Consider the following 21,488-nt stretch of genomic DNA (forward strand, 5'->3'; position numbering starts at 1 on the left):
GCACGGGAGGTGCGATGAACGGATCGCTGCCACTGGGCCGGATCGCCGGCGTCCCGCTGCGGCTGCACTGGAGCGCACCGCTGCTCGTCGCCGTCCTGGCCTACGGACTGGCCGCCGGGGTGCTCCCCGACTGGGCCCCCGGCCACTCCGGCACGGCCTACGGGCTGTGGGCGGTGGCCGGGGCGCTGCTGCTGACCTTGAGCCTGCTCGCGCACGAGGCCGCGCACGCCCTCGTCGCACGCCGGGCCGGGGTGGACGTCAAGGACGTGACCGTCTTCGCGCTCGGCGGTGTCACCCGGATGGGAACGGCCGCCAAGGCGCGCACCGCGGGCGTCATCGCCGCGGTCGGCCCGCTCACCAGCGCGCTGCTGGGCGGAGTGTTCCTCGCCGCGGCCGTCGGCGTGAACGCCGCCCCGCACGCACTGCTGCCCGCCGCCGTGCTGGCCTGGAGCGGCTGGGCCAACATCCTGCTCGCCGCCTTCAACCTGATCCCCGCCAGCCCGCTCGACGGCGGCCGCATCCTCCAGGCGGTGATCTGGCGCGTGCGCGGCGACCGCGACCGGGCGGCCCGCGTCGCCGGGCGCTGCGGCCAGGTCGCGGGCGCGCTCATGGTCGTCGGCGGCTGGCTGGAATTCCTCGCGGGCAGCGGCTCGGGCCTGTGGCTCGCCCTGCTCGGACTGTTCGTCGCCATGTCCGCCGCCGCGGAGGTGCGCCGCGCGACCCTCGCCGAGGCGGTGCGCGGGGTCCGGGTCGGCGACGCGATGCGGCCCGCGGTCACCGGCCAGGACTGGCAGACCGTGGACCGCTTCCTCACCGACACCGCTCCCGGCGCCGCGGGCCAGCCCGTCGTCCCCGTGACGGACCTCGACGGCCGCCCGACCGGCGTCGTCGAACCCGCAGCCCTGCGCGCGGGCCTGGCCGGACGTACGGCCGAGGTGCGGGTACGGGACCTGGCCGCGCCGCTGGAGAGCTGCACCCTGGCCCGGCCGGACGAACAGGTCGGCGAGGTCCTGGAACACGGTGTGCTGAGCGCCGGACGGCCGATCCTGGTCCTGTCCGACGGGCGGGTCGTCGGGATGGTCACCGTCCAGGACATCCTCGGCCTCGTGCAGCGAGGCAAGCGCCCCCACCGCCCGCCTGGCGTCCCCCCACCGGCCACCGGGCCGGGCACAGCCACTGACGACGCCGGCCCCGCCCCGCCGTACGGGCAGACCCTGTCCGTACGGCTGGGGAGAGCGCTCTACGAGGTGGCGCGCCCGAGGTACGTCAGCTCGCCCGCGTCCGGCACGTCGATGACATGGAAGCCGAGCCGGTCGTAGAAGGCCCGCGCGGAGACGTTCGCCGTCAGCATGCCCAGGTGCACCGCGGGCACCCCGCGGTCCGCGAGCGAGCCGAGGAAGGCGTTCATCAGCGCCCGCCCGTGGCCCTGCCCCTGGTGGCCCGGCAGCAGGTCGATGTGCAGGTGCGCCGGGTAGCCCGACACCGCAGGGACGATCATCCGCTCCGGCCAGTGCAGCAGCCACGCCATGACCTCGCTCGGCGTCGCCGGGTCGCCCTCCGGCGCGGGCCAGCGGTCGCCGACCTTCGGCAGCCACTCCGCGCGGAAGCGCTCGACGAAGCCCGGCGTGTCCGCCGTGCCCAGGATGTAGCCGACCGGCTGCCCCGTGCCGTCGTCGGCCACGAAGGCCGACTCCGGTTCCAGCACGGCATAGGGCGCCGCGAAGAGGGTTCCCAGCAGGTCGCGGTCCTCCGGCGGGTAGTCGGCGGACGCGTCGCCGCCCGCCGCGCCGGTGCGCAGGCAGATGTCGTAGAGCGCGGGCAGGTCGGAGGGGCGGTAGGGGCGGATCGTGACGGTCACTGCGGCTCCCGGTCGGTGGGCGGTGCGTCCGGCCCGGCGGGGCCGAGCGGCGCGAAGAGGAAGGAGAAGGCGGCGGGGGCGGCGTCCAGCCGGTGCTCGGGCAGCGTGCCGGGCCCGCAGGACGCGCTGCCCAGGCCGTGCAGCGCGTGGTCGAGGTGCAGCCACAGCCGGCCGTCCCGCACCAGGTCGGTGGTGTGCTCGGCGGCGTCCAGCGCCTCGGTGGTCCACGGCCGGACGGTGAGCCAGAAGTCGGGCACGCTGGCGCCGTGCGGGCCGGGGCCCGCCGGGGAGGTGCGCGGGCCGGGCTCCCCGGCGGGCCCTGCCTGGACGGCGGTGGACCCGGCCTGGGCGGCGGCGGGCCCGGTGGACCCGGTGGACCCGGTGGACGCGGCCGGGGCCGCGACCCGTGCGGCGGCGGCCTCGACACGCAGGCCGGTCCCGTCGGCGCCGCGCAGCTCGGCCCATCGCACCCCGGCCCGCGCGCCGTTCTCCTGCGGGCGGACGTACGGGGTCGCCAGTCCGTCCGCCGCGGCCCGCCAGCGGCCCAGACGGGCGGCGGCGCGGCTGTCGGGGTAGGCCTCGCCCGGCCCGCCGCCGTACCACTCGACGCGGTCGAGCCGCGCGGGCAGCCCGAGCCGCACGCCGAGCCGGGGGAGCGGCAGGTCCCAGTCGCCCTCGGGCGTCACCTCGACGTCCAGGCGCAGCCGGTCGCCGGTCGCGCTCCAGGTCAGCACGGTGTGCAGGGCGCGGTCGGCGGCCGCGGGCGCGACCCGCGAGGTGACCGTCAGGGCGTCGCCGCCCACCGCGACCCGCACCACCCGGTGCCGCAGGCGGTGCAGGCCCGCCTCCCGCCACCGGTCGGCGAGCCGGGACTCGGCGAACCACGGCATGCCCCGGTCGTTGTCGGTGGGCGCCCGCCAGACGTCCAGCCGGGGAGCCTCGACGGGCACGCCGCCGAGGCCGCGCAGGGCGCCGGTGACGGGGTCGAAGACACCCGGGCCGAGCAGCGTCAGTCCGTCCGGGCCCGTCCGCGGGGAGTGCGGGCGGCCCCGGCGCACGCGCTGGGCGGTGCCCGGCAGGGCAGCCGCGGGGAACTGTCCCCAGGCCACCTCGTGCCCGGCAGGGGCCCATGCGGTGTCCTCGGCGAGCACCGCCCGCACCGTCCAGTACGCCTCCCGCCCGGGGCCGTCCGCGGGCTGCTCCGGAAGGGGAAGGAGAGCGCTCTCCCCGGGACCGGTGGGCGGCACCTCCAGCCGCCCCGACGCCACCGTCTCGCCCTCGACCTCGTACGCCCAGCGGAAGGCCAGCTGCGAGAGGTCCGCGAAGTCCTGCCGGTTGGCCACGGTCAGCTCGCCGCGCGCCGCGTCACCCGTGATCGTGACCGGCTCGATCACCTTCTTGTACTCGACCAGCCCCGGCGAAGGCGTGCGGTCGGGGAAGACCAGCCCGTCGCACACGAAGTTCCCGTCGTGCAGCTCCTCCCCGAAGTCCCCGCCGTAGGCGAAGAACTCGGTCCCGTCGGCCGCGGTGCGGCGCAGCCCGTGGTCGATCCACTCCCATACGAAGCCGCCCTGGCAGCGCTCGTACGCCTCGAAGATCCGCTGGTACTCCGACAGCCCGCCGGGCCCGTTGCCCATCGCGTGCGCGTACTCGCACAGCACGTACGGCATCGCGCGCCGCCGCTCGTCCAGAACGGGGTCCGAAAGCGGCGGTTCGGCGCGGCGGCCGATCAGGTCGGACTCCGCGTGGTCGGCGTACATCCGCGAGTACACGTCCGTGTCGGCGCAGGAGAGGTCGCCCTCGTAGTGGATCGGCCGGGCCGGGTCGCGCTCGCGGATCCAGGAGGCCATGGCCGACAGCCCCGCGCCGGTGCCGCACTCGTTGCCCAGCGACCACATCACCACCGACGGGTGGTTCTTGTCCCGCTCCACCATCCGCGCCGCCCGGTCCAGCAGCGCCGGGGTCCAGCGCTCGTCGTCGACCGGGTTGCGGCGCCAGCCGACCTCCTCGAAGCCGTGCGTCTCCAGATCGCACTCGTCGACGACCCACATGCCCAGCTCGTCGCACAGGTCGAGGAAGGCGGGGTGCGGCGGGTAGTGGCTGGTGCGCACGGCGTTGATGTTGTGCCGCTTCATCAGCAGCAGGTCCTCGCGCATCGTCTCCTGGTCCAGCGCGCGCCCGCGGTCCGGGTCGAACTCGTGCCGGTTCACCCCGCGGAAGAGGATCCGCCGCCCGTTGACCGTCAGCACGCCGTTCTCGACGGCGACGGTACGGAAGCCGATACGCAGCGGAATACGCTCTCCCTCGGTCGCCAGCTCCGCGTCGTACAGCCGCGGCCGCTCCGCCGACCACGGCTCGACGGGCACGATCACCGGCTCGCCGGTCGGGATGTCGAGCCCCAGCTCCGGCACGGTCAGGGTGCCGGCCGGATCGCAGTCCACCCGCAGCGTGCCGGTGCCGGTGGTGTGGTCGTAGCCGCAGTGCACGAAGAAGTCGGCGACCGCGCCCTCCGGCCGCTCGATCAGCGTGACCTCGCGGAAGATGCCGGGCATCCACCACATGTCCTGGTCCTCCAGGTAGCTGCCGGACGACCACTGGTGCACCCGCACCGCCAGCACGTTGCCGCGCGGCCGCAGCACCTCGCCGACCTCGAACTCCACCGGCAGCCTGCTGCCCTTGAAGGTGCCCAGCTCCTGCCCGTTGAGCCACACCCGGGCACAGGACTCGACGCCCTCGAAGCGCAGCACCGCGGCGCCGCCGGGCCAGTCGTCGGGCAGGTCGAAGCTGCGCAGGTGGTCGCCGGTCGGGTTCTCGTCCGGCACGTAGGGCGGGTCGACGGGGAAGGGGTAGCGCACGTTGGTGTACGCGGGCAGCCCGTAGCGGCCCTCTCCGTGCAGCACCCAGTGCGACGGCACCGGCAGCACGTCCCAGCCGGAGGCGTCGAAGCCGGGCCGGGCGAAGGAGTCGTCCGCGGAGCGCGCGGTGGGGGAGAGCCGGAAGCGCCAGTCGCCGCCCAGCGACACCCGGCGCGCGTCGGACACGGCCCACCAGGCGCGCGGCGCGACCGCCCCGGAGCCGGGCCCCGGGTCCTCGTAGTACGCAAGGCCCTCCGACGGTTCCGCCTCGTGCATCGTCGCTGCTCCTTCGTCGCTCGGCCGTGCCGCGGACAGCGCTCTCCCGCTTGCAGGGGCCGCTGTGAAGATCCGCAGCACCGATTCTGCTGAGCCGACGGCCATAAGGCCAGATGTACCGGCCACTGATGTCCAACCACCCCATTCCGTACGGCGGTTGCCACCCACTGCGGAACCCGACGCGCAACCGGCCGCGGGCTTGACCGCCCCGCCGGGCACTGGGATCCTGCCCGCCCGGAACCACTGGGGGGACCCACCATGACGTACTCACCCGTCGTGACCGCCGTCACCACGGCGTCCGGCACCGGGGAGCCGATCCACGGCCTCAGGGGCGGCCCGGCCTTCGTCCTGATCGCGGCGGTCGTCGTGGTCATCGCCGCGGTCGCCGTCGTACCGCTGATCATGGACGTCCGCCGGGCCACTGCCTGGCGCCAGCAGCTCACCGACCAGCTGATCGACCGCGCGGCCACCGACGAGGAGGTCCGCGACTTCCTCCGCGATCTGCGCGAGCCCCGCGGCGTCCGCGGCCTGACCCGCAGCGTCATCGCCATCCTGATCCTGGCCCTGGTCGGCTTCGCCCTGGCGGTCGCGATGCTCTCGTCCGGCGCGGACTCCGGCGACCTCCGCAAGACCATCGTGACCGCCCTGATGACCGTGCTGGCCACGGTCTCCGGCTTCTACTTCGGCACCCTGGGCGCCCAGAACAGCGCGGAGGACGCCCGCCGCCACACCCCCACCCCCGCCGCTCCCCCCACCACCCCACCCGCGTCACCACCCGCCGACCCTGCGTAACCCCCACCCCACCCAAGGGTGCGAGCGAACACCCCCCGAGGTGCGGTATTGTTCTCGTGCACGGCCACCCGGGATCACCCCGGAAAACGGCCAGGCACCGGGACGTGGCGCAGTTTGGTAGCGCACTTGACTGGGGGTCAAGGGGTCGCAGGTTCAAATCCTGTCGTCCCGACGGTGCGCGAAGGGCCCGCTGACTGGCATTTGGCCAGGTCAGCGGGCCCTTCGGTGTTTTCGGGAACGATTTCCAACTGATGGTGCGTCAGTGTCTGGGGACCACCGGGGGACCGTTGCTCAAGAAAACCCGCAGGTCAGGGGGCGTTTTCTTGGGGACCAGGTTTCTGGTCGCGGAGTGGCGGATTGTGGACTTCCTACAGTCGGCGGAGTGTTGCCGCGAGGGCGGGCGGTGGCGGTGGCGGGGTGCGGGTGCCGGTGAGCTGGTTGCTGAGGCTGTGGCCGGCGCGGGTGATGGACTGCAGGTCGGGGTGGAGGTAGCGCTGGGTGGTGTGGAGGGAGCCGTGTCCGGCGATGAGGCGCAGGACGTGGAGGGGGACGCCGGCGTCGGCCATCCATGTCAGGCCGGTGTGGCGCAGGTCGTGGCGGCGCAGGTGTTCGTGGCCGAGGGCTTGGACGACGTCGTCCCAGTGGGTGGCGTCGCGCAGGACGGCGGTGGTGATGCGGCCGCCTCGGGGGCCGGTGAACAGCCTGGCGTCCGGGCGGCCGCCGGTGGCGAGGATGCCGGCGGCGACCGTCGGGCGGAGTTCTTCGATGATGGGGACGCGGCGGGCGGTCTTGCCTTTGGTGTTCTTGTCGGCGAGGCCGCCGGGGGAGGGGGTGGTCTGGCGGCGGACGGTCCAGATCCAGTTCGTCGTGTCGATGTCCTGCACGCGGACGCCGGAGACTTCGCCGATGCGGGCCGCGGTGCACGCGGCGAAGACGACGACGTCGCCCCAGCCCTGGTAGTGGTCGTGGGAGCGGGCGACGAGGGCCGCGGCGAGTTCCTGGAGGGCGTCCCAGTCGCGCAGCGCGAGGGAGCGGGGGTCGTCGAGTTCGTCCTGGGCGAGCTGGTACTGGCGCTGCCAGCCGCTGATGCGGGCGGGGTTGAAGGTGATCAGCCCGTCGCGGACGGCCTGCTCCATGACCCGCACCAGGACCGCGAGGGTGTTCTTGACCGAGGAGCGGCCCACGCCGTCGGCGATCCAGGCGTAGGTGGTGCGGTCCACGGCGCCGTTGGTCACCATGGTCACCGGCAGGTGTCCGAGCGCGGGCACGATCCGCAGCCGCCACCCCGCGAGGTAGGGGTCGGTCGTCTTCGGCTCCAGGCCCCGCAGCGCCAACTCCATGTGCGTGTCGCCGTACTCGGCGAGGGCCTGGGTGGCTGTGGCGGGGTCGATGCCGCGGGCGGCCGAGTTCAGCAGCGAGTCGATCCATGCCTTCGCCGCATCTTCCTCCCGGTGCGACTCGGACAGGGAGCGACGCCTTTTGGTCTGGGGGTCGGTCCAGCGGACGCGGGCACGGTAGGGGGTGGGGCGGTCGGGCCGGTACTCGATGTCGTCGGAGAGTTCGACCGCGATCGGAAGCTGGTGGACGTACGGCAATCATGCCGCCCTTCGGCGAACCGCGGGCGCGGTGCGGCGGTCGTCCAGCCAGGCCTGAAGGTCGTTCACGTCGTAGAGGACGACGCGTTCGGACAGGCGGATGAACGGCGGTCCCTGCGGCGGCCGCTCAGCACGCCAGCGCCGGACGGACGACGGATCAACGCGCAGCAGTCGGGCCACCTCCTCGGTGGTCAGCAACTGCGAGGCCGGTAGGTAGCCCTGAGTCTCTTCGAGGTTCGTCATGAATATTTCGGGGTCTTGCGGCATGCACTTCCTTGGCACCGGCTGCGGGAGCAGACACAACAACGGACGGAGGAGCCGCGGCATCCAAGCCCAGCGAGGATTCCCCATCGGAGAACACCTACCGGTTGAACTGCGGTCCACCGTCCATCTTCATCAGGAAATGCGTTTTGCCTGACGGCATTTTCCGTGTTATCGGCCCTCAAGTGGGGTCGGCGCCATCGGACGGAACAGCCTCACCACGCGGAAGCGAGCACAGGGGTGGTGGCGATCCAGCGACTGGGACCGCGGTGCGCCCCAAGCCCAGAGGCAGGTGCCACGCTTGCCATCGGACGTGGCACGCAGGGACAGCGCGGGGAACAGGAGCGAAGCCCAGCCCTGCTCCTGCCGAAAATGTCATCCGTGCAGGTCACGCGGCACGTTCGTATTCGTGGAGGATGCCGCCGAGTCGGTCGCGCCGTCGGATGTCGAGGTGGTCGATCTGCCTCGTATTCGCGGCCGGTATCGGGGGTGGCTGGAGGGGACGGGCGTTCGCGATGCCCTGGTGCGGTCGGTGGGAGTTGTAGTGCTCCTCGTATTCCCGCAGGGTGTGGAGCAGGTGGTGCTGGTTCCAGATCAGGGTGCGGTCGAGGAGTTCGCGTCGGCAGGTCTGCACCCACCGTTCCATGATCGAGTTCATGCGTGGGATTCGGATGCCGCTGAGTACGATCTGGATCCCCGCGCCGTTGAGGATGGCGTCGAAAAGGGCGGGGAACTTCCCGTCCCGGTCGCGGATCAGGAACCTCGTCCGGCAGTCGGCGTCCTCGAGGTCCATGACCAGGTTCCTCGCGGCTTGTGTCACCCATACCGCGGTCGGGTGGGCGGTTGCGCCGAGGATCCGGATCCTGCGGCTGGCATGCTCAATCACCGCGAACACATACAGTCGCGCCCCGGACAAGGTGACAGTCTCGAAGAAGTCGCAGGCCAGGATAGCGTCGGCCTGGGAGCGCAGGAAGTCCGCCCATGTGCTGGAGGTCCGCTCGGGTGCCGGCTCGATGCCGGCGTCCTTGAGGATCTCCCAGACGGTGGATGCAGCGACCTTCACGTTCAGGACGAGGAGCTCGCCGTGGATGCGGCGGTAGCCCCAGCTTGGGTTCTCTTGGGCGAGCCGCAGCACCAGGACGCGGATGGAGCGCACGGTTCGCGGCCTTCCCGGACGCCTCGGTCGGGACATGGCGGCGTGACGGCGTGCGACCAGGTCGCGGTGCCAGCGGAGCACCGTGTCCGGACGTACCAGCAGCCGCAGTCCGCGCAGCACGTCCCGTGGCAACCGGTGCAGCAGAGCTGCCAGGAACGCGCGATCGCTTCGTGTGAACCGGATCCGCTCGTTTCCGAGCTGACGTTCGAGCACCATGACCTGATGCCGCAGCGCGAGGATCTCAGTGTCCCGCTCCCGATCGCTCATGGGGAGCAGACGTAGCATCGCGAACGCGTTCGTCACGGTCAGGTAGGCCAGTCGCAGCAGCACAGCAGATCATCATTCCCTGGCCTCGCCGTCCATGCCAGGGCCTTCGAGCGGCTGCCCCTACCTGAACATGCCGCATCTCGCACACCCTCCCACCAGGGCGGATGAGGTTATCGGCAGGGGCAGCGTCTGGCTGTTCGATCTCTGCGACGGCGGGGCGCCGTGTCAACGTTCCAGGAAGAACATTCTCCTGCGGTGGGCGGCAGCATGGCGCCGCTCACCAGCAGTCTGGACAACTGCGCAGGGTGTGGGGTGGCCGCCTCTTTTGTTCGGCGGCCACCCCGAGGTGGCTACGTTCTGCGGGCTGTCCGTTCGGTTGCGCAGGGCGCCCGGGCGTCAGCCCCGAGGCCGCCTTCTGGTCACTGCACTGTTCGGCTGCCCCGGTAACGCAAAGCGCTTTTTCCGCTTTCTTAGCTGGTCAGTTTTGCGGTGGCGGTGAGGGAACCGGTGGCGGTTCCTATGGGGTGGAGAAGGATGGTGTAGGTGCCGTCGGTCGGCAGTTTCGTGGCTGCGATGGTGCAGGATTCCTCGCAGTATCTAGGTGCGACGAGGTCCTTGCCGTTGGGTTTGAGGACGGATATTTCTGCACCGTAGTCGTCAAAGGTCCCGTTCGACATGCTGAAGGAGATCTTCTGGCCGGTGGTTCCGGTGAATGTCCAGCGTGCGTTCTGGCCAGGAGTTCCGGCTGTCAGCGTGGAGGGTGTGCCGTTGGTGGCGATGGTTGTGGTGGCGTCGGCTGGTACTTGGTAGATGCGGAGGGTGAGGGAGCCGTAGGTGGTGCTGTCGGGTCGGAGGATGACGGTGTAGGTGCCGTCGGTGGGGAGTGTGGTGGTGTCGAAGCCGCAGGAGACTCCGCAGTACTGCTCGTCGAGGAGGACGGTGCCGTTGGGTTTGAGGACGGAGACTGTGGCGTCGTAGTCGTCGAATGTGCCGTTGGACAGGTCGAGGTACACCCGTTGTCCGGTCGTGCCGGTGAATGTCCACGTCCCGGTCTGCCCGGGTGCGGTCGTGGTGAGGGTCACGGCCGGACCACCGACTGTTGCAACAGCAGTGACGAGTGTGGAGACGGTTGCGGTCATCGACCCGGTGAGGTCGCCGTCGGGGTCGAACAGGACGGTGTAGGTGCCGTCGGTCGGCAGCGTCGTCATTCAAAGTTGCAGGAGTCCCCGCAGTACCGCCAGGGCAGCAGGACGGTGCCGTTGGGTTTGAGGACGGAGACCGAGGCGTCGTAGCTGTCCAGGGTGCCGTTGAACAGGCCGAAGGAGACTTTCTGGCCGGTGGTTCCGGTGAATGTCCAGCGTGCGTTCTGGCCGGGGATTCCGGTCGTGAGGGTTGCCGGGGTGCCGTTGGTTGCCACTGTTGTGGTGACGTCGGCGGGCACGGTCAGGAAGGACGCGGTCAGTGAGCCGACTGCGTCGTCCTCGGGGTCGAAGCGGACGGTGTAGGTGCCGTCCGCGGGTAGTACGGCGGTGTCGAAGCTGCAGGAATTGCCGCAGTACTGGGGGTTGTACAGCTGCTTTCCGTCCGGCTTGAGGACGGTCACCTCCGCGTCGTAGTCGTCCATCGTGCCGTCGTGGAAGGTCAGGAACACCCGCTGGCCGGCCGTCCCGGTGAACGTCCATCGGCCGCTCTGACCTGGTGACGTGGTGGTGAGAGTCGACGAAGATCCGTCGAGAGCGGCGGTTGCGGAGATCTCGGACGGGATGCTCGTCACGTTGAGCGTGTACGTGCCTGGCGTCTGGTTCTGGGTGTGAACGCGTAGCCGGTAGGTCCCCGCAGGAAGGTTGTCGGCCTCGTCACCCATGCACCCGTAGTCGGAGGCCACCTCGTCTCCCGCCGCGTTCTCCAGCTCCCATTCGAGCTGCCCCGTCCCGCCGGGGCAGGACCGTGGATCGACGAAGATCGACTGCCCTGCCGAGACAGCGAACGTGTAGTTGTCTTCGGCGGCCCCGTTTTCGAAGTTTCCCGCGCCGGTTCCTGGCACGCCGTCGGAGATCGACAGGGGCAGCGACGTCGCGAAGGTCTGCGGTGGCACGACATCGACATGCAGTGCGACGTTGTCGATGCCGAATGCGAGGTTGGCGATGCCGGTGACTCCCGAGGCGGAGATCTTGAACTCGGCTTCGCTGTCGGCGTGGGTGAAGGGCACAGCCACCCGGTACACCGTGTACGGCACGCCACCGGCAAGCGTGCCGGTCGATGTCGGCGTCAGCGACTGCGGGCTGATCGTGGACGGGTTCTTCCTGTCGGTCTGCACGCTGATGGTCTTGGTGTCGGTGCCGGCCGTCCAGTCACCGATGGCCAGGAGATCGAAGGCCAGGGTGCCCTGCAGGTGAGGGGGCAGGGACTCGACGTAGAAGCGGTAGTCGTCGTCGCCGCTGAACGGCCCGGCAAAGGCGGTCGTGGACGGATCCGTGGATGCCCGAACGGGCGCGAGATTCGTCGGCAACGATCCTTCGAAGTCGAAGGACAGATCTCCGTTGCTGTCCACGCCCCGGGCATTCGGGTCGTAGCCGATGTTCTCCTGCTGCGCCGCGCCTGTGGCGAAGTCGGTGTTCGCCGTCAACGCCAGGTCCAGGACGCAGCCGTTGAACGCCGGGCCGGGGCCCACGCCCGCTGCCTCGCACTGGGCCGAGGCGAGGCGCACCTGGTCCGGCGTGAGGTCGTGCACGGTGGTGATCGTGTCGGGGAAGGTCAGGTCCGTGAATGTAGCGGTGCTCTCGCCATCGGCATAGGTGAAGAGGGACTCGTCGTCACTGATGCGCCAGGAGTCCGCGAAGTCGCTGTGCAGGACGGCCGGGGTCGCGTTCGCCGGAAGCGGTGTGCCGTCGGCGAGCTTCAGGTCGTCCGTCGGGTTCCCATTCGCGTTGCCGAACAGCCCGACCAGGTCGCTGTCCTTCGACGGCGGCACCCACAGGCCGGCAGAGCCAGACCCCGGCTGCCAGGACACCACCGGGCCGCCCACCCCGCTCGGCAGGACAAGGTAGTCGCCGGCAGCATCGCGGAGGACGTACCCGTCTTGACCGAGCGAGAGGATCTTGCCACGGCCGAGGTTGTGTACTGCACCGTCGATGAGCATCTGGTCGGAAGCGAATTCCACTCGGTACTCGTCGACCTCCATGGCGAGGCGGCTGATCGTCGACACCGGAAGGACGTCATCGAACGGGGTGAAACGCGCCTGGACGTTCAGCCCGTATTTTTCCGATTGTGCGAGCGTGAATTCACCGGCGGACTGCAGATCATAATTCAGCCCATCTACAGTCGTCATGTGCGGATCACCGTTCGCCAACCCGCCATGATGGATCAGGTACCAGAGGAGAAACGCGGTGAACACCACACCCCCCGCGCCGAGCGCGGCCTCCAGTGTGAGGAATCCTGCCTCGGTCAGGATGGCTGCCCCGCTGGTGCCGACGAGGAAGGACTCTTCCTCGGCGACGAGCTGTGCTGCCGCAAGTTCAGGAGTTCCGAGAGCTGCCGCATCGCCGGCCGCCCCAGTCCCCTCGCCCAGAGTGGTGATCGCTTTCGGAAGGTTCTCGGGGACGTCGATGAGCAAGGGAGGGTTCGGGCTCGACGGATTCTCGGGCTGCTTGTCCTCGTCGCCGCAAGTTTCCTTTCCGACCGGGTCGATTTTCAGGAGACCGTCTTCCGGCGCCGTAGCATGCCATGTCCGCCAGATGTACCCGGGGCTGCCGTCGGCCTTCTTGCAGTCCTTGGCGTTACCTCTGACCACAAACTCGTCAGAGTACGGGCCCCAACGGTTGAGGACCTTGCCGCGACGAACCCCGGCCATGCCGGCTGCCGTCAACTGCTGAATGTACCCATTTACCTGTGTCGGCCAGTTCTCCCAGGTATTATTCTCGGTCGTCTTGGCTTCGTACACGTCCACGCCGGCAGCGGCATTGTCGCGGTCGTACACGACGATGTCCGCGCGATTTTTCCCTAGCTGCAACTCCCATTGCACATTCGGGCTGATCAGCCCCTGGCTGGGGGTTTCCAGGTGATCGCTGAGGTACCTGATGGCGCGTGATTGCCCGATATACTCGACTCCCTGACCACACTGGTCCTGCGTGTACCACTTGGGGTTCGGAGGTGCGAGACAGCCTGGCGACGTGGACAGCCGGCGGCGCGTCTTGTACATCCCCTGGTTGATGCAGCGCGGTAGGCTCTTACGCCCGTTATCTTTTCCGACTCCCCAGTCGTCGCTGTTTTTGCACGACGTCGCATAGGCCTTCGTGGGGAGCAAGGCACTTTCTATCGGGGAAAACAAAGCTGCAATCATAACCAACGCCATGAACAAGCACAGTTGGCGAAGTGAGCCGATCCGGAATACCCGTGATTTACCCATGGGTAGGGATGCTAGACCCATGTGAATCGCGTCGACAAGGAGAATTTTTGCCCTTCGATGACGGTCCCGAAACGCTGAACAGGCCATTCCGGAGGCAGGAAAATCGGAGGGGGTTATTCCGATACGACTGTGTCCGTTTTTCTATCAAAAGTCCGCGTTGTTGAGAGTTGCTAGGGCTGACCTTGTCTCCTGATATCGTGCTCGGGTAGCGGAAACGGTGCGTGTGAACGGGTGGGGGTTTACGGCGATGGCTGAGCCGTGGGAGTTGTCGTCGGACACGCCTGTGCGGCGGGTCGTGCGTGCCGGGCTGCTGATCGATGCCCGCTGGCCTCCTCGACCTGGGGTAACCGTCCAGGTGTGGGATGCGGACACCGGAACGTTCGCGGCTGTCGAGTGTGTGCGCGAGGGATGGGAGACGCAGGCCGCTGCACTCTCCGGAGACGGCACGCGCATCGCCTACATCACCTGGTCGTATTCCACGGGCGACAAATATCTGATCGTCCACACCCTGGCTGACGGCTCGGAGGTGCGGTTCGACGAGTCCGACGAGGCAACGGACTACTGTGCTGCGTTCTCCCCGGACGGACGCGAACTGGCCGTGCTCTCCTCCACCAGCGTCCAAAGCCCTGACGGCCGCTTCCCGGAGGATTGGATGATCGTCTGGATCATCGACCTGGCAACAGGCGTGCGCCGGAAGTTGTGGTCAGCGCCGGGAGGGCTGCCGGCGGAACGGCAGATCGGCTGGTCCCCCGGCGGGCACTACATCGCCATCGCCCACGCCGACACCGACGACCAACTGGCCGTGACGATCCTCGGAGCCGCCGACGGAAACCTCGTCAACCAGATCTCCGACAGGGAGATCCTTCCGTGCCCCCAGGGCGCGTGGGCGAGCGACCAGGAAGTCGTCCTGTTCCCCGAAGAGGTCGACTACAACCAGACGCCCGTACCCCCCACCCTCATCACGAACGTCGTGACCGGTGCCATCCGCGGCCCCGAAGAAACCCCCGACCTCCCTCATTACTGTTTCGCTCTCATGCACGGGCGCCTTCTCATGGCCCCGCCAGACAGCATCAGCATCATGTCCCTTGACGGCAGCGATCCGCACACCCTCCTGACCCACGACAAGAAGGTGGTCATCAACGTCGTCGACGTCGCCCGCGACGTAGCGCTGATTTCATGAGGGGATGGGATGGGACCCGTGGCCAGTGGCGCAATGAGCTGAGCTGCCGGCGGACGGTCAGGTAGCAGACCAGCAGGTAGAAGCCCGTTTCACCGGCGATCTACCGGACGTCACCCCGGTCGCCCTGTAGACCTCGCATAGCGAGTCCAGGCGCCGCCGAGCACGGCAGCACCACGCTCTCGATGTCGCCGCGAGCACCCTTGAGCTTCTTCAGCGTTGCCGCTCCAGGGTGAGGACGGCCCCGGCGATTGACGTCATGTGGTTGGGCTGCACGCGATCGGCGGAAGATCCGCCAGGACTTCAGCCGAGCGATGCCGCGTTCGACGGGTGCCCGTGCTGCGGCCAGGGCGCGGTTGAGGGTTTTCTCGGTGAGGTGAGTTCGTGCAGGGCTTGCGTTTGATGCCGGTGGTCAGCCAGGGGCCGGCGCCCTGGTAGGCGAGGTCGGCCAGGACAGGGACCCCTTGGCGTTCGCAGATACGGATGATCCGGTGGGTGCGGGCGGCGGTCAGATCGTGGGCTCGGCCCGGCCGTGCGGGTGAGAGGCACAGCAGCCGCGTAGTGCTTCAAAACGGCCTCGCTGTCTCTGACCTGGGACCTTTCTCCTTGATCAACTTGCCCGGTGGTATTCGTTGATAAGGCCAGTGACCGCTTGCCGCCGTTCGATCCGGGTTGCAGGGAGGGGGATGATGTTCGGGTCGTCGAGGGGAGCGAGCTGCTTTCGGCCCTGGTGTGGTCGGTGTCGGTTGAAGTGGGTGGCGTACTCGTGAAGGACCTTGTGCGCGTGGCCGTGGTTGTAGATCAGGAGCCGGTCAGCGCATTCCTCGCGCACAGACCGGACGAAGCGTTCGGCGTGCGGGTTGCAGTTCGGGCTCCTCGGGGGAATTTTGGTCACGGCGATGTTCTCGCTGGCGAAGACGGCATCGAACGCGGCGGTGAACTTGGCGTCGCGATCGCGGATGAGGTGGGTGAAGTCGGCAGCGCGGGCACCGAGTTGCCAAAGGAGTTGCCGGGCTTGCTGGTTCGCCCAGGCGGCGGTGGGGTGAGCGGTGACGCCGAGGATGTGAACGCTGCGGGTGCCGATCTCCATAACGAAGAGGGCGTACAGCCGTTGCAGGCCGACGGTGTCCACGTGGAAGAAGTCCGTGGCGAGCAGGCCGCCGGTTTGGGCTTTCAGGAATGCCGCCCACTCGCCGCGGGGCGACTGGTGTCGCGGTGCGGGTCCGAGGCCGGCCTGACGCAGGATGCGGCGGACGCTGGCTGCGCTGACCCTGTGCCCGAGGCGGCGGAGTTCGCCGTGGACGCGGCGGGCGCCCCATCGGGGGTTCTCGACGCCGAGCCGGATGATGAGTTCGCGCAGCTCATCGGATATCGGTGGCCGTCCTGGCGATTTGGGCTGGGTCCACTTCTGCTTGACCAGGCGCTGGTGCCAGGCCGGCAGAGTGCGCGGAGAGACGATCCGATGGCTGCGGAGGATCCGCGGCAGCAGCCGGGCCAAGGCTGCGAACAGGGCGCGGTCTGGCCAGGTCGGTTTCGGGGTGTCGACTTGTCGACGCAGCACCATGACCTCGTGCCGGAGAAGCAGGATCTCGGCGTTCTTTGCAGAAGAGGATCGGCACAGAAGGACAAGCCAGGCGAAGATCCGGGTGGCCAGTAGGTAGATCATCCGTACGAGCACGTTGCGATGATGCCGGATGGTCGTCCGGTTGGGAGCATCAGACCAGGTCAGCAATTGTGAAGGCATTTTGAAGCAGTACGGGCAACGGGGGGCAGCGCAGTGCTGAGACCCCGTCCCAGCTACAACCTCAGTAATGAGCCGACCTTCACCAGGCGTACGCCTCGGGAGCGGGCTTGGCGCCGTTGGGTGCGGGAGAAGGGAAGATCTCGTCCAGCTTGGCGAGAGTGTCGCCGTCGAGCGTGATCTGCAGTGCGCGCAGTGTGCCGTCGAGCTGCTCGGCTGTCCGTGGCCCGACGATCGGCCCGGTCACCCCGTCCTGCGCGAGCAGCCACGCCAGTCCGACGTGGGCGGGGTCCTGACCGATCTCGGCGCACAACTTCTCGTATGCCTCGACGGCTTCTCGCTGCTCGGCGAAGGCGGCGGCCCAGATTCCGGAGCCGCTGCGGACGGCGAGCCCTTCACGCTGCTTGCGCAGGACACCGCTGAGTATTCCGCCGTGCAGCGGCGAATACGGGATCAATCCCAGCCCATAGTGCCGTGCGGCGGGCAGCACCTCCAGCTCCGCCCAGCGGGTCATGAGGTTGTAGATCGACTGCTCGGTGACCAGTCCGAGGAAGTGCCGCGACCGCGCGGCCTCCTGCGCCTGCGCGATGTGCCAGCCGGCGAAGTTGGACGAGCCGAAGTAGAGGACCTTGCCCTGCTGCCGTAGGACGCTGAATGCCTCCCAGATCTCTTCCCACGGCGTGTTCCGGTCGATGTGGTGCATCTGGTACAGGTCGATGTAGTCGGTCTGCAGCCGTTTCAGTGACGCGTCGACCGCGTGCCGGATGTGTAGCGCGGACAGCCCGTTCTCGTTGGGCCCGTCCCCCACCGGTTGGTAGGCCTTGGTGGCGAGGACGGTCTTGTCGCGCCGGCCGCCGCCCTGGGTGAACCACCGGCCGAGGATCTGCTCGGTGAGGCCTTCGCCTTGCTGTGCGCCGTAGGAGTCGGCCGTGTCGAAGAAGTTGATGCCGTACTCGTGCGCACGGTCCATGATCGCGTGACTGTCCTCTTCGGACGTTCGCGACCCGAAGTTCATGGTGCCGAGGACGAGTCGGGACACCGAGAGGCCGCTGCGGCCGAGGCGGATGTACTCCACGTGCTCCAAACCTTTCAGGAGAAGTCGCTAGTTGCATCAAGCAGGGCGCAGTGAATCTACAACGTGCTACATCGTTGATGCAACTCTGCGATGAACCGTGACGCTGTCGTATGCTTTCTCTATGAAGACACAGAGGCAGTCGACGCCCGCCAGCAGCCGGCCGCTGCGCGCGGACGCCGAGCGGACGATGACGGCGATCCTGGAGGCGGCCGAACGCGTCCTCAGCCGCGACCCCGCGGCCACGATGGAACAGATCGCCGAAGCCGCCGGTGTCGCCCGCACCACCGTGCACCGGCGCTTCGCCACCCGCGAAGCACTCCTCGACGCCCTGGCCATGTGGGCCACCCAACGGTTCGCCGCGGCGGTAGGCGCCGCCCACCCGGACACGGCTCCGCCGCTGGTCGCCCTCTACCAGACGACGGCGAACGTCCTCAGCGTCAAGGTCAGCTGGGGATTTGCGATGAGCCATGCCTCCTCGGCCAACCCGGAGGTGGCGCGCGTCCACGGCGATGTACGGGACACGTGCGAACAGTTGTTCCGCCGGGCCCGGGAGGCAGGCGTCTTGCGCGCCGACATCGACATTTCGTGGACCCGCCGCGTCTACTACGCCCTCATCCACGAGGCCGCACAGAACAAGAACGAGAAGGACACCGACGCCCTCGCAACGCTCGTCGTGGACACACTGCTCCGCGGCGCGGGCACCCCACACCCCGACCGCCTGTGACGCCGCCAGTTGCGGGCAGCTCCGGTGTACTCCTCAGGATTCCCCCTTCACGGGGTCGGTTTCGGCAGCCTGCTCCAAGTAGCACCCGTGTGGAGTCCGCGTATCGCATCGCGGTTTTCTCGTCGAGCCCGAACACCTCGGCGAGATGGAGTGGGTCAGGCCCCTTGACCATGGCCTCTTCGAGCTAGCGGTCGACGCGGAGTCGCTCCAGGGTCACGTCCTTGCCGCGCATCGCGGCGCTGATCCTGTGGTTGCTCGCGCGGCTGGTCTTCGTGGCGGTGCTCCTGCCGAAGACTTCGTCTGTGCAGGTCAGGCTGCATGTTGGTATTCGTGGAGGATGCCGCCGAGGCGGTCGCGTTTTCGTATGTCGAGGCAGGCGATCTGCTCCGGGTCGGTGATGGGCGGCGGCAACGCGTGAAGGGGGCGGGCGTTGGCGATGCCCTGGTGCGGGCGGTGCCCGTTGTAGAACCGTTCGAACTCCCGTAGGACGTGGAGCAGGTGGCGGTGGTTCCATATGAGGGTGCGGCCGAGGAGTTCGTGGCGGCAGGTCTGCGTCCACCGTTCCATGATTGAGTTCATGCGTGGGATGCGCATGCCGCTGAGGACCAGCTCGATGCCGGCGTCGGCGACGACGGTGTCGAAGAGGGCGGGAAACTTCCCGTCGCGATCGCGGATCAGGAACCGTGCCCGGCAGCCGGCGTCTTCGAGGTCCATGACGAGGTTCCTTGCCACCTGAGTCATCCAGGCTGCAGTGGGATGAGCGGTCGCGCCCAGGACCCGGATGCGCCAGCTGGAGTGCTCGATCACCGCGAACACGTACAACCGTGCTCCGGACAGGGTGGTGGTCTCGAAGAAGTCGCATGCCGACAGAGCGTCGGCTTGGGAGTGCAGGAAGTCGGCCCAGGTGCTCGAAGCCCGTTCGGGCGCTGGTGGGATGCCGGCGTCCTTCAGGATTTCCCAGACCGTGGACGCGGCTACCTTGACGCCGGGAACGAGCAGTTCGCCGTGCACGGGCCGGTATCCCCAGTTGGGATCTCGTGCCAGGCGTAGTACGAGGGCCTGGATGGAGCGGACGGTGAGTGGCCGGCCTCCGCGATGGGGCCGGGATTGGGCGGCGTTGTGGGCGCCGAGAATCCCATCCGCGCATGTCAGCGGCCTGATGGTCGTCCGGTTCGAAGGACCCGGCGAGGTCGGATCTGAACCTGTTCAAGCAGGCACTGAGAGCCGTCGTAGTGAATTGAGCTGCAGCCAGCTACGTCAACCGTCCTCCCCGTGTGCGGAGCTGCGCTGCAGGGGCTGGCCGTGCGAGCGAAAGCCCGGCCGGCAGCTGAGTTGGCCAAGGATGTCGTAGCGCTGGGGCAATACCGTCGGCACACTGCTCCTCTGCCTGAAGCAGCGGGCGGACCGTCGTACACGGCGACCCGTGGGTGATCCGCCTGAGGGCGACTTCCTGATGCGGTTCACGTTGCCTCTCACGCGGCTCTCACGGACTGTGCGTCATGAGGTGGCGTCAGCTGTCATGCGAGGTGGACGGGACAGGCCCTGACCTGGGAATTGGGACTGGTGAACGACAACCGCACTTGTTCTCGACCGCTGGGGGTCAAGGGGTCGCAGGTTCAAATCCTGTCGTCCCGACGGTGCACGAAGGGCCCGCTGACTGGCATTTGGCCAGGTCAGCGGGTCTTTTGACTTGTTCGGAACGGTATTCATGTGGTGCCGTGTCAGGTCGCCAGGGACCACCTGGGGACCAGAGGGGCCAAAAACGCGAAGTACGGCGCTCTTCCGCCCGGAACCGTGATCGTTTGGGCGAGGAGACGTACTTGTGGGGTTCCTGCAGACGCCGGAGCGTTGCCGCGAGGGCGGGCGGAGCCGGGTTCGCGAACGGTGTTCCGGCCGGGCGAAAGGAACCGGTCGCATGAGTGGCGGCGTTCGGCCGGGCTGCCGTAGGGGATGCGGCGGTCGCTCAGCTGCACGCGCGTCGGGAGCTGTTCAGCGGGGAGGGGTGGGTGGCTGTCATGGCTGGGGTGTGCGGGTGACGATGACCGCGTAGCGGCACTCGGCCTCGGTGGTGTTGTGGAAAGCGCATGGCGCGGGCTCTGCGAGTTCCAGGGTGTCACCGGCGTCGAGTTCGTGGACGGTGTCGCCCTCGTGGAAGGTCAGGTGACCGTCGAGGACCCAGATGACCTGGCGGATGAACGCGAAGGCGGCAGCCGGGTAGGCCACGTGGGCTCCGGCGGGCAGGCGGATCTCGGAGACCTCCGCGGGGAAGGCCGCCCCGGAGATCTGGCGCCGCCGGTATCCCGTATCGGGGTCGCACCACTCGGTGGCGTGGGCACGTCGGGTGAGTCCGGCCGGTCCGTCCGGATCCCGGCTCGCGGGCTGTTCGGCGAGGGCGAGCAGTTCGGACACGCTGAGCTGGAACGCGGCGGACAGTTTGCCCAGGACAACCGCGGTGGGGCTGCTTTCGCCGTTCTCGATCCGGCTGATCATCGCGCGGGACACACCGGAAGCTTCCGCCAGTTGCGCCAGGGTCCAGCGGTGGCGGTTGCGCTCGGTGCGGATACGGGTTGCGATCTGCCCGACCAGTGGTTCTACTATGTTGGACATGGATCTAGTATATAAGAAGAGCCAGGTTGTGGTGCGACCGGCCGTCTCACAGGACGCGGAGGCGGTCCGCTCGATCCGGAATCGGGCGATCGAGCACTCGACTGCGCTGTGGACGAATACGCCGCTGTCGGAAGCCGACGGTGCCGCCTGGCTGGCCGCTCACCTCCGTCGGGGCTCGGCGTTCGTCGCCGAGGTTTCGGGAGAGGTGGTCGGCTTCGCCGTGTACGGGCCGTGGCGGCATTCCGACGGCTACCGCCACACCGTCGAGGACTCGGTCTACGTCAGCGACGGCGAACACCGGCGCGGCATAGGCTCCGCCCTGCTGGGCACACTCGTCGAGGCGGCCCGCCACGCCGGCCACCGCATCGTCATCGCTGACATCGAGGCCGGGAACACCGCGTCCATCACGCTGCACGAACGGTTCGGATTCGAGCACGTCGGCACCATCCGCGACGCGGGCACCAAGTTCGGGCGCCGGCTCGACCTGACGATCATGCGTCTGCCCCTTTCTTGACCGGATCGCCCCTGCCGCCGGCAGCGTCGGCCTTCCGCACCCCCCTCGACCCCGAGGCAGGCCTTTCGCCCGCGGGCCCGGGCGGGGACGCCCTACGACGTGGTCGGATGTTCCTGCGGCGCACCTGCCCGGCACCGGTCCGGCAGCGCCACCCCTCTCGCTGCCACGACGCGCGGGCCCTGGTG

General features: G+C 68.7%; 15 protein-coding genes, 2 tRNA genes and 2 pseudogenes. 7 read left to right on the plus strand and 12 right to left on the minus strand.

The window, feature by feature from the left end; genetic code table 11:
• Window positions 1-14: 14 nt before the first annotated feature.
• Window positions 15-1,319, plus strand: coding sequence for a site-2 protease family protein (locus tag ACH4PY_RS11460; RefSeq protein ID WP_398179115.1), 1,305 nt, complete (start codon window positions 15-17; stop codon window positions 1,317-1,319).
• Here ACH4PY_RS11460 and ACH4PY_RS11465 read toward each other — a convergent pair.
• The gene (locus ACH4PY_RS11465) at window positions 1,241-1,858 is read right to left on the minus strand and encodes a GNAT family N-acetyltransferase (RefSeq protein ID WP_398179118.1); all 618 of its coding nucleotides are present in this window, start codon (window positions 1,856-1,858) and stop codon (window positions 1,241-1,243) included. The two genes, ACH4PY_RS11460 and ACH4PY_RS11465, sit on opposite strands and share 79 nt — an antisense overlap.
• Window positions 1,855-4,989, minus strand: coding sequence for a glycoside hydrolase family 2 TIM barrel-domain containing protein (locus tag ACH4PY_RS11470; protein ID WP_398179121.1), 3,135 nt, complete (start codon window positions 4,987-4,989; stop codon window positions 1,855-1,857). Before ACH4PY_RS11470 ends, ACH4PY_RS11465 begins: the two co-directional genes overlap by 4 nt.
• Before the next feature lie 258 nt (window positions 4,990-5,247).
• On the opposite strand from ACH4PY_RS11470, the gene ACH4PY_RS11475 reads away from it, so the two are divergent.
• Together ACH4PY_RS11475 and ACH4PY_RS11480 are read left to right on the plus strand one after the other, a co-directional pair.
• A complete protein-coding gene (locus ACH4PY_RS11475; protein ID WP_398179124.1) occupies window positions 5,248-5,781 on the plus strand; it encodes a hypothetical protein in 534 nt (177 codons plus the stop codon).
• Window positions 5,782-5,879: 98 nt separating this feature from the next.
• Window positions 5,880-5,953, plus strand: a tRNA-Pro gene (locus ACH4PY_RS11480).
• 196 nt (window positions 5,954-6,149) lie between these two features.
• Here ACH4PY_RS11480 and xerC read toward each other — a convergent pair.
• From xerC to ACH4PY_RS11505, 5 genes are all read right to left on the minus strand, one after another.
• Window positions 6,150-7,376 carry a tyrosine recombinase XerC gene (gene xerC, locus ACH4PY_RS11485; RefSeq protein ID WP_398179127.1) on the minus strand — a complete coding sequence of 409 codons (1,227 nt, stop codon included), beginning with the start codon at window positions 7,374-7,376 and terminating at the stop codon, window positions 6,150-6,152.
• Entirely contained in the window at window positions 7,377-7,643 is a 267-nt protein-coding gene (locus ACH4PY_RS11490) for a helix-turn-helix transcriptional regulator (RefSeq protein ID WP_398179130.1), read from the minus strand.
• A 382-nt stretch (window positions 7,644-8,025) separates the two neighbouring features.
• Window positions 8,026-9,123, minus strand: coding sequence for an integrase core domain-containing protein (locus ACH4PY_RS11495; protein ID WP_398179133.1), 1,098 nt, complete (start codon window positions 9,121-9,123; stop codon window positions 8,026-8,028).
• Between the two features lie 407 nt (window positions 9,124-9,530).
• Window positions 9,531-10,268: a pre-peptidase C-terminal domain-containing protein gene (locus tag ACH4PY_RS11500; RefSeq protein WP_398179135.1), complete on the minus strand. Its 738-nt coding sequence runs from the start codon at window positions 10,266-10,268 to the stop codon at window positions 9,531-9,533.
• Window positions 10,265-13,465 carry a VWD domain-containing protein gene (locus tag ACH4PY_RS11505; protein ID WP_398179138.1) on the minus strand — a complete coding sequence of 1,067 codons (3,201 nt, stop codon included), beginning with the start codon at window positions 13,463-13,465 and terminating at the stop codon, window positions 10,265-10,267. The genes ACH4PY_RS11500 and ACH4PY_RS11505 overlap by 4 nt, the downstream gene beginning before the upstream one ends.
• Window positions 13,466-13,712: 247 nt before the next feature.
• Here ACH4PY_RS11505 and ACH4PY_RS11510 point away from each other — a divergent pair, with 247 nt between their 5' ends.
• Entirely contained in the window at window positions 13,713-14,645 is a 933-nt protein-coding gene (locus ACH4PY_RS11510; protein ID WP_398179141.1) for a WD40 repeat domain-containing protein, read from the plus strand.
• Between the two features lie 210 nt (window positions 14,646-14,855).
• On the opposite strand, the pseudogene ACH4PY_RS11515 reads toward ACH4PY_RS11510, so the two are convergent.
• The 3 genes and pseudogenes from ACH4PY_RS11515 to ACH4PY_RS11525 all read right to left on the minus strand — a co-directional run.
• A pseudogene (locus ACH4PY_RS11515) lies at window positions 14,856-15,199 on the minus strand (transposase family protein); the annotation flags it as partial.
• A gap of 53 nt (window positions 15,200-15,252) precedes the next feature.
• On the minus strand, window positions 15,253-16,320 hold the full coding sequence (locus tag ACH4PY_RS11520; RefSeq protein WP_398179144.1) for an integrase core domain-containing protein: 1,068 nt from the start codon (window positions 16,318-16,320) through the stop codon (window positions 15,253-15,255).
• Window positions 16,321-16,465: 145 nt separating this feature from the next.
• On the minus strand, window positions 16,466-17,458 hold the full coding sequence (locus tag ACH4PY_RS11525; protein WP_398179147.1) for an aldo/keto reductase: 993 nt from the start codon (window positions 17,456-17,458) through the stop codon (window positions 16,466-16,468).
• Between the two features lie 121 nt (window positions 17,459-17,579).
• On the opposite strand from ACH4PY_RS11525, the gene ACH4PY_RS11530 reads away from it, so the two are divergent.
• Window positions 17,580-18,182: a TetR/AcrR family transcriptional regulator gene (locus tag ACH4PY_RS11530; RefSeq protein ID WP_398179150.1), complete on the plus strand. Its 603-nt coding sequence runs from the start codon at window positions 17,580-17,582 to the stop codon at window positions 18,180-18,182.
• A gap of 309 nt (window positions 18,183-18,491) precedes the next feature.
• On the opposite strand, the pseudogene ACH4PY_RS11535 reads toward ACH4PY_RS11530, so the two are convergent.
• Window positions 18,492-19,301: pseudogene (locus ACH4PY_RS11535) on the minus strand (integrase core domain-containing protein); the annotation flags it as partial.
• A 412-nt stretch (window positions 19,302-19,713) separates the two neighbouring features.
• On the opposite strand from ACH4PY_RS11535, the gene ACH4PY_RS11540 reads away from it, so the two are divergent.
• Window positions 19,714-19,817: transfer RNA gene (locus ACH4PY_RS11540), tRNA-OTHER, on the plus strand.
• A 378-nt stretch (window positions 19,818-20,195) separates the two neighbouring features.
• On the opposite strand, the gene ACH4PY_RS11545 is transcribed toward ACH4PY_RS11540, so the two are convergent.
• The gene (locus tag ACH4PY_RS11545; protein ID WP_398179153.1) at window positions 20,196-20,789 is read right to left on the minus strand and encodes a helix-turn-helix domain-containing protein; all 594 of its coding nucleotides are present in this window, start codon (window positions 20,787-20,789) and stop codon (window positions 20,196-20,198) included.
• Here ACH4PY_RS11545 and ACH4PY_RS11550 point away from each other — a divergent pair.
• Window positions 20,779-21,303, plus strand: a complete 525-nt coding sequence (locus ACH4PY_RS11550; RefSeq protein WP_398179156.1) for a GNAT family N-acetyltransferase — start codon at window positions 20,779-20,781, stop codon at window positions 21,301-21,303. The two genes, ACH4PY_RS11545 and ACH4PY_RS11550, sit on opposite strands and share 11 nt — an antisense overlap.
• Window positions 21,304-21,488: the final 185 nt, after the last annotated feature.

It is taken from the genome of Streptomyces sp. NPDC021224, from assembly GCF_044332905.1.
GTDB lineage: Bacteria > Actinomycetota > Actinomycetes > Streptomycetales > Streptomycetaceae > Actinacidiphila.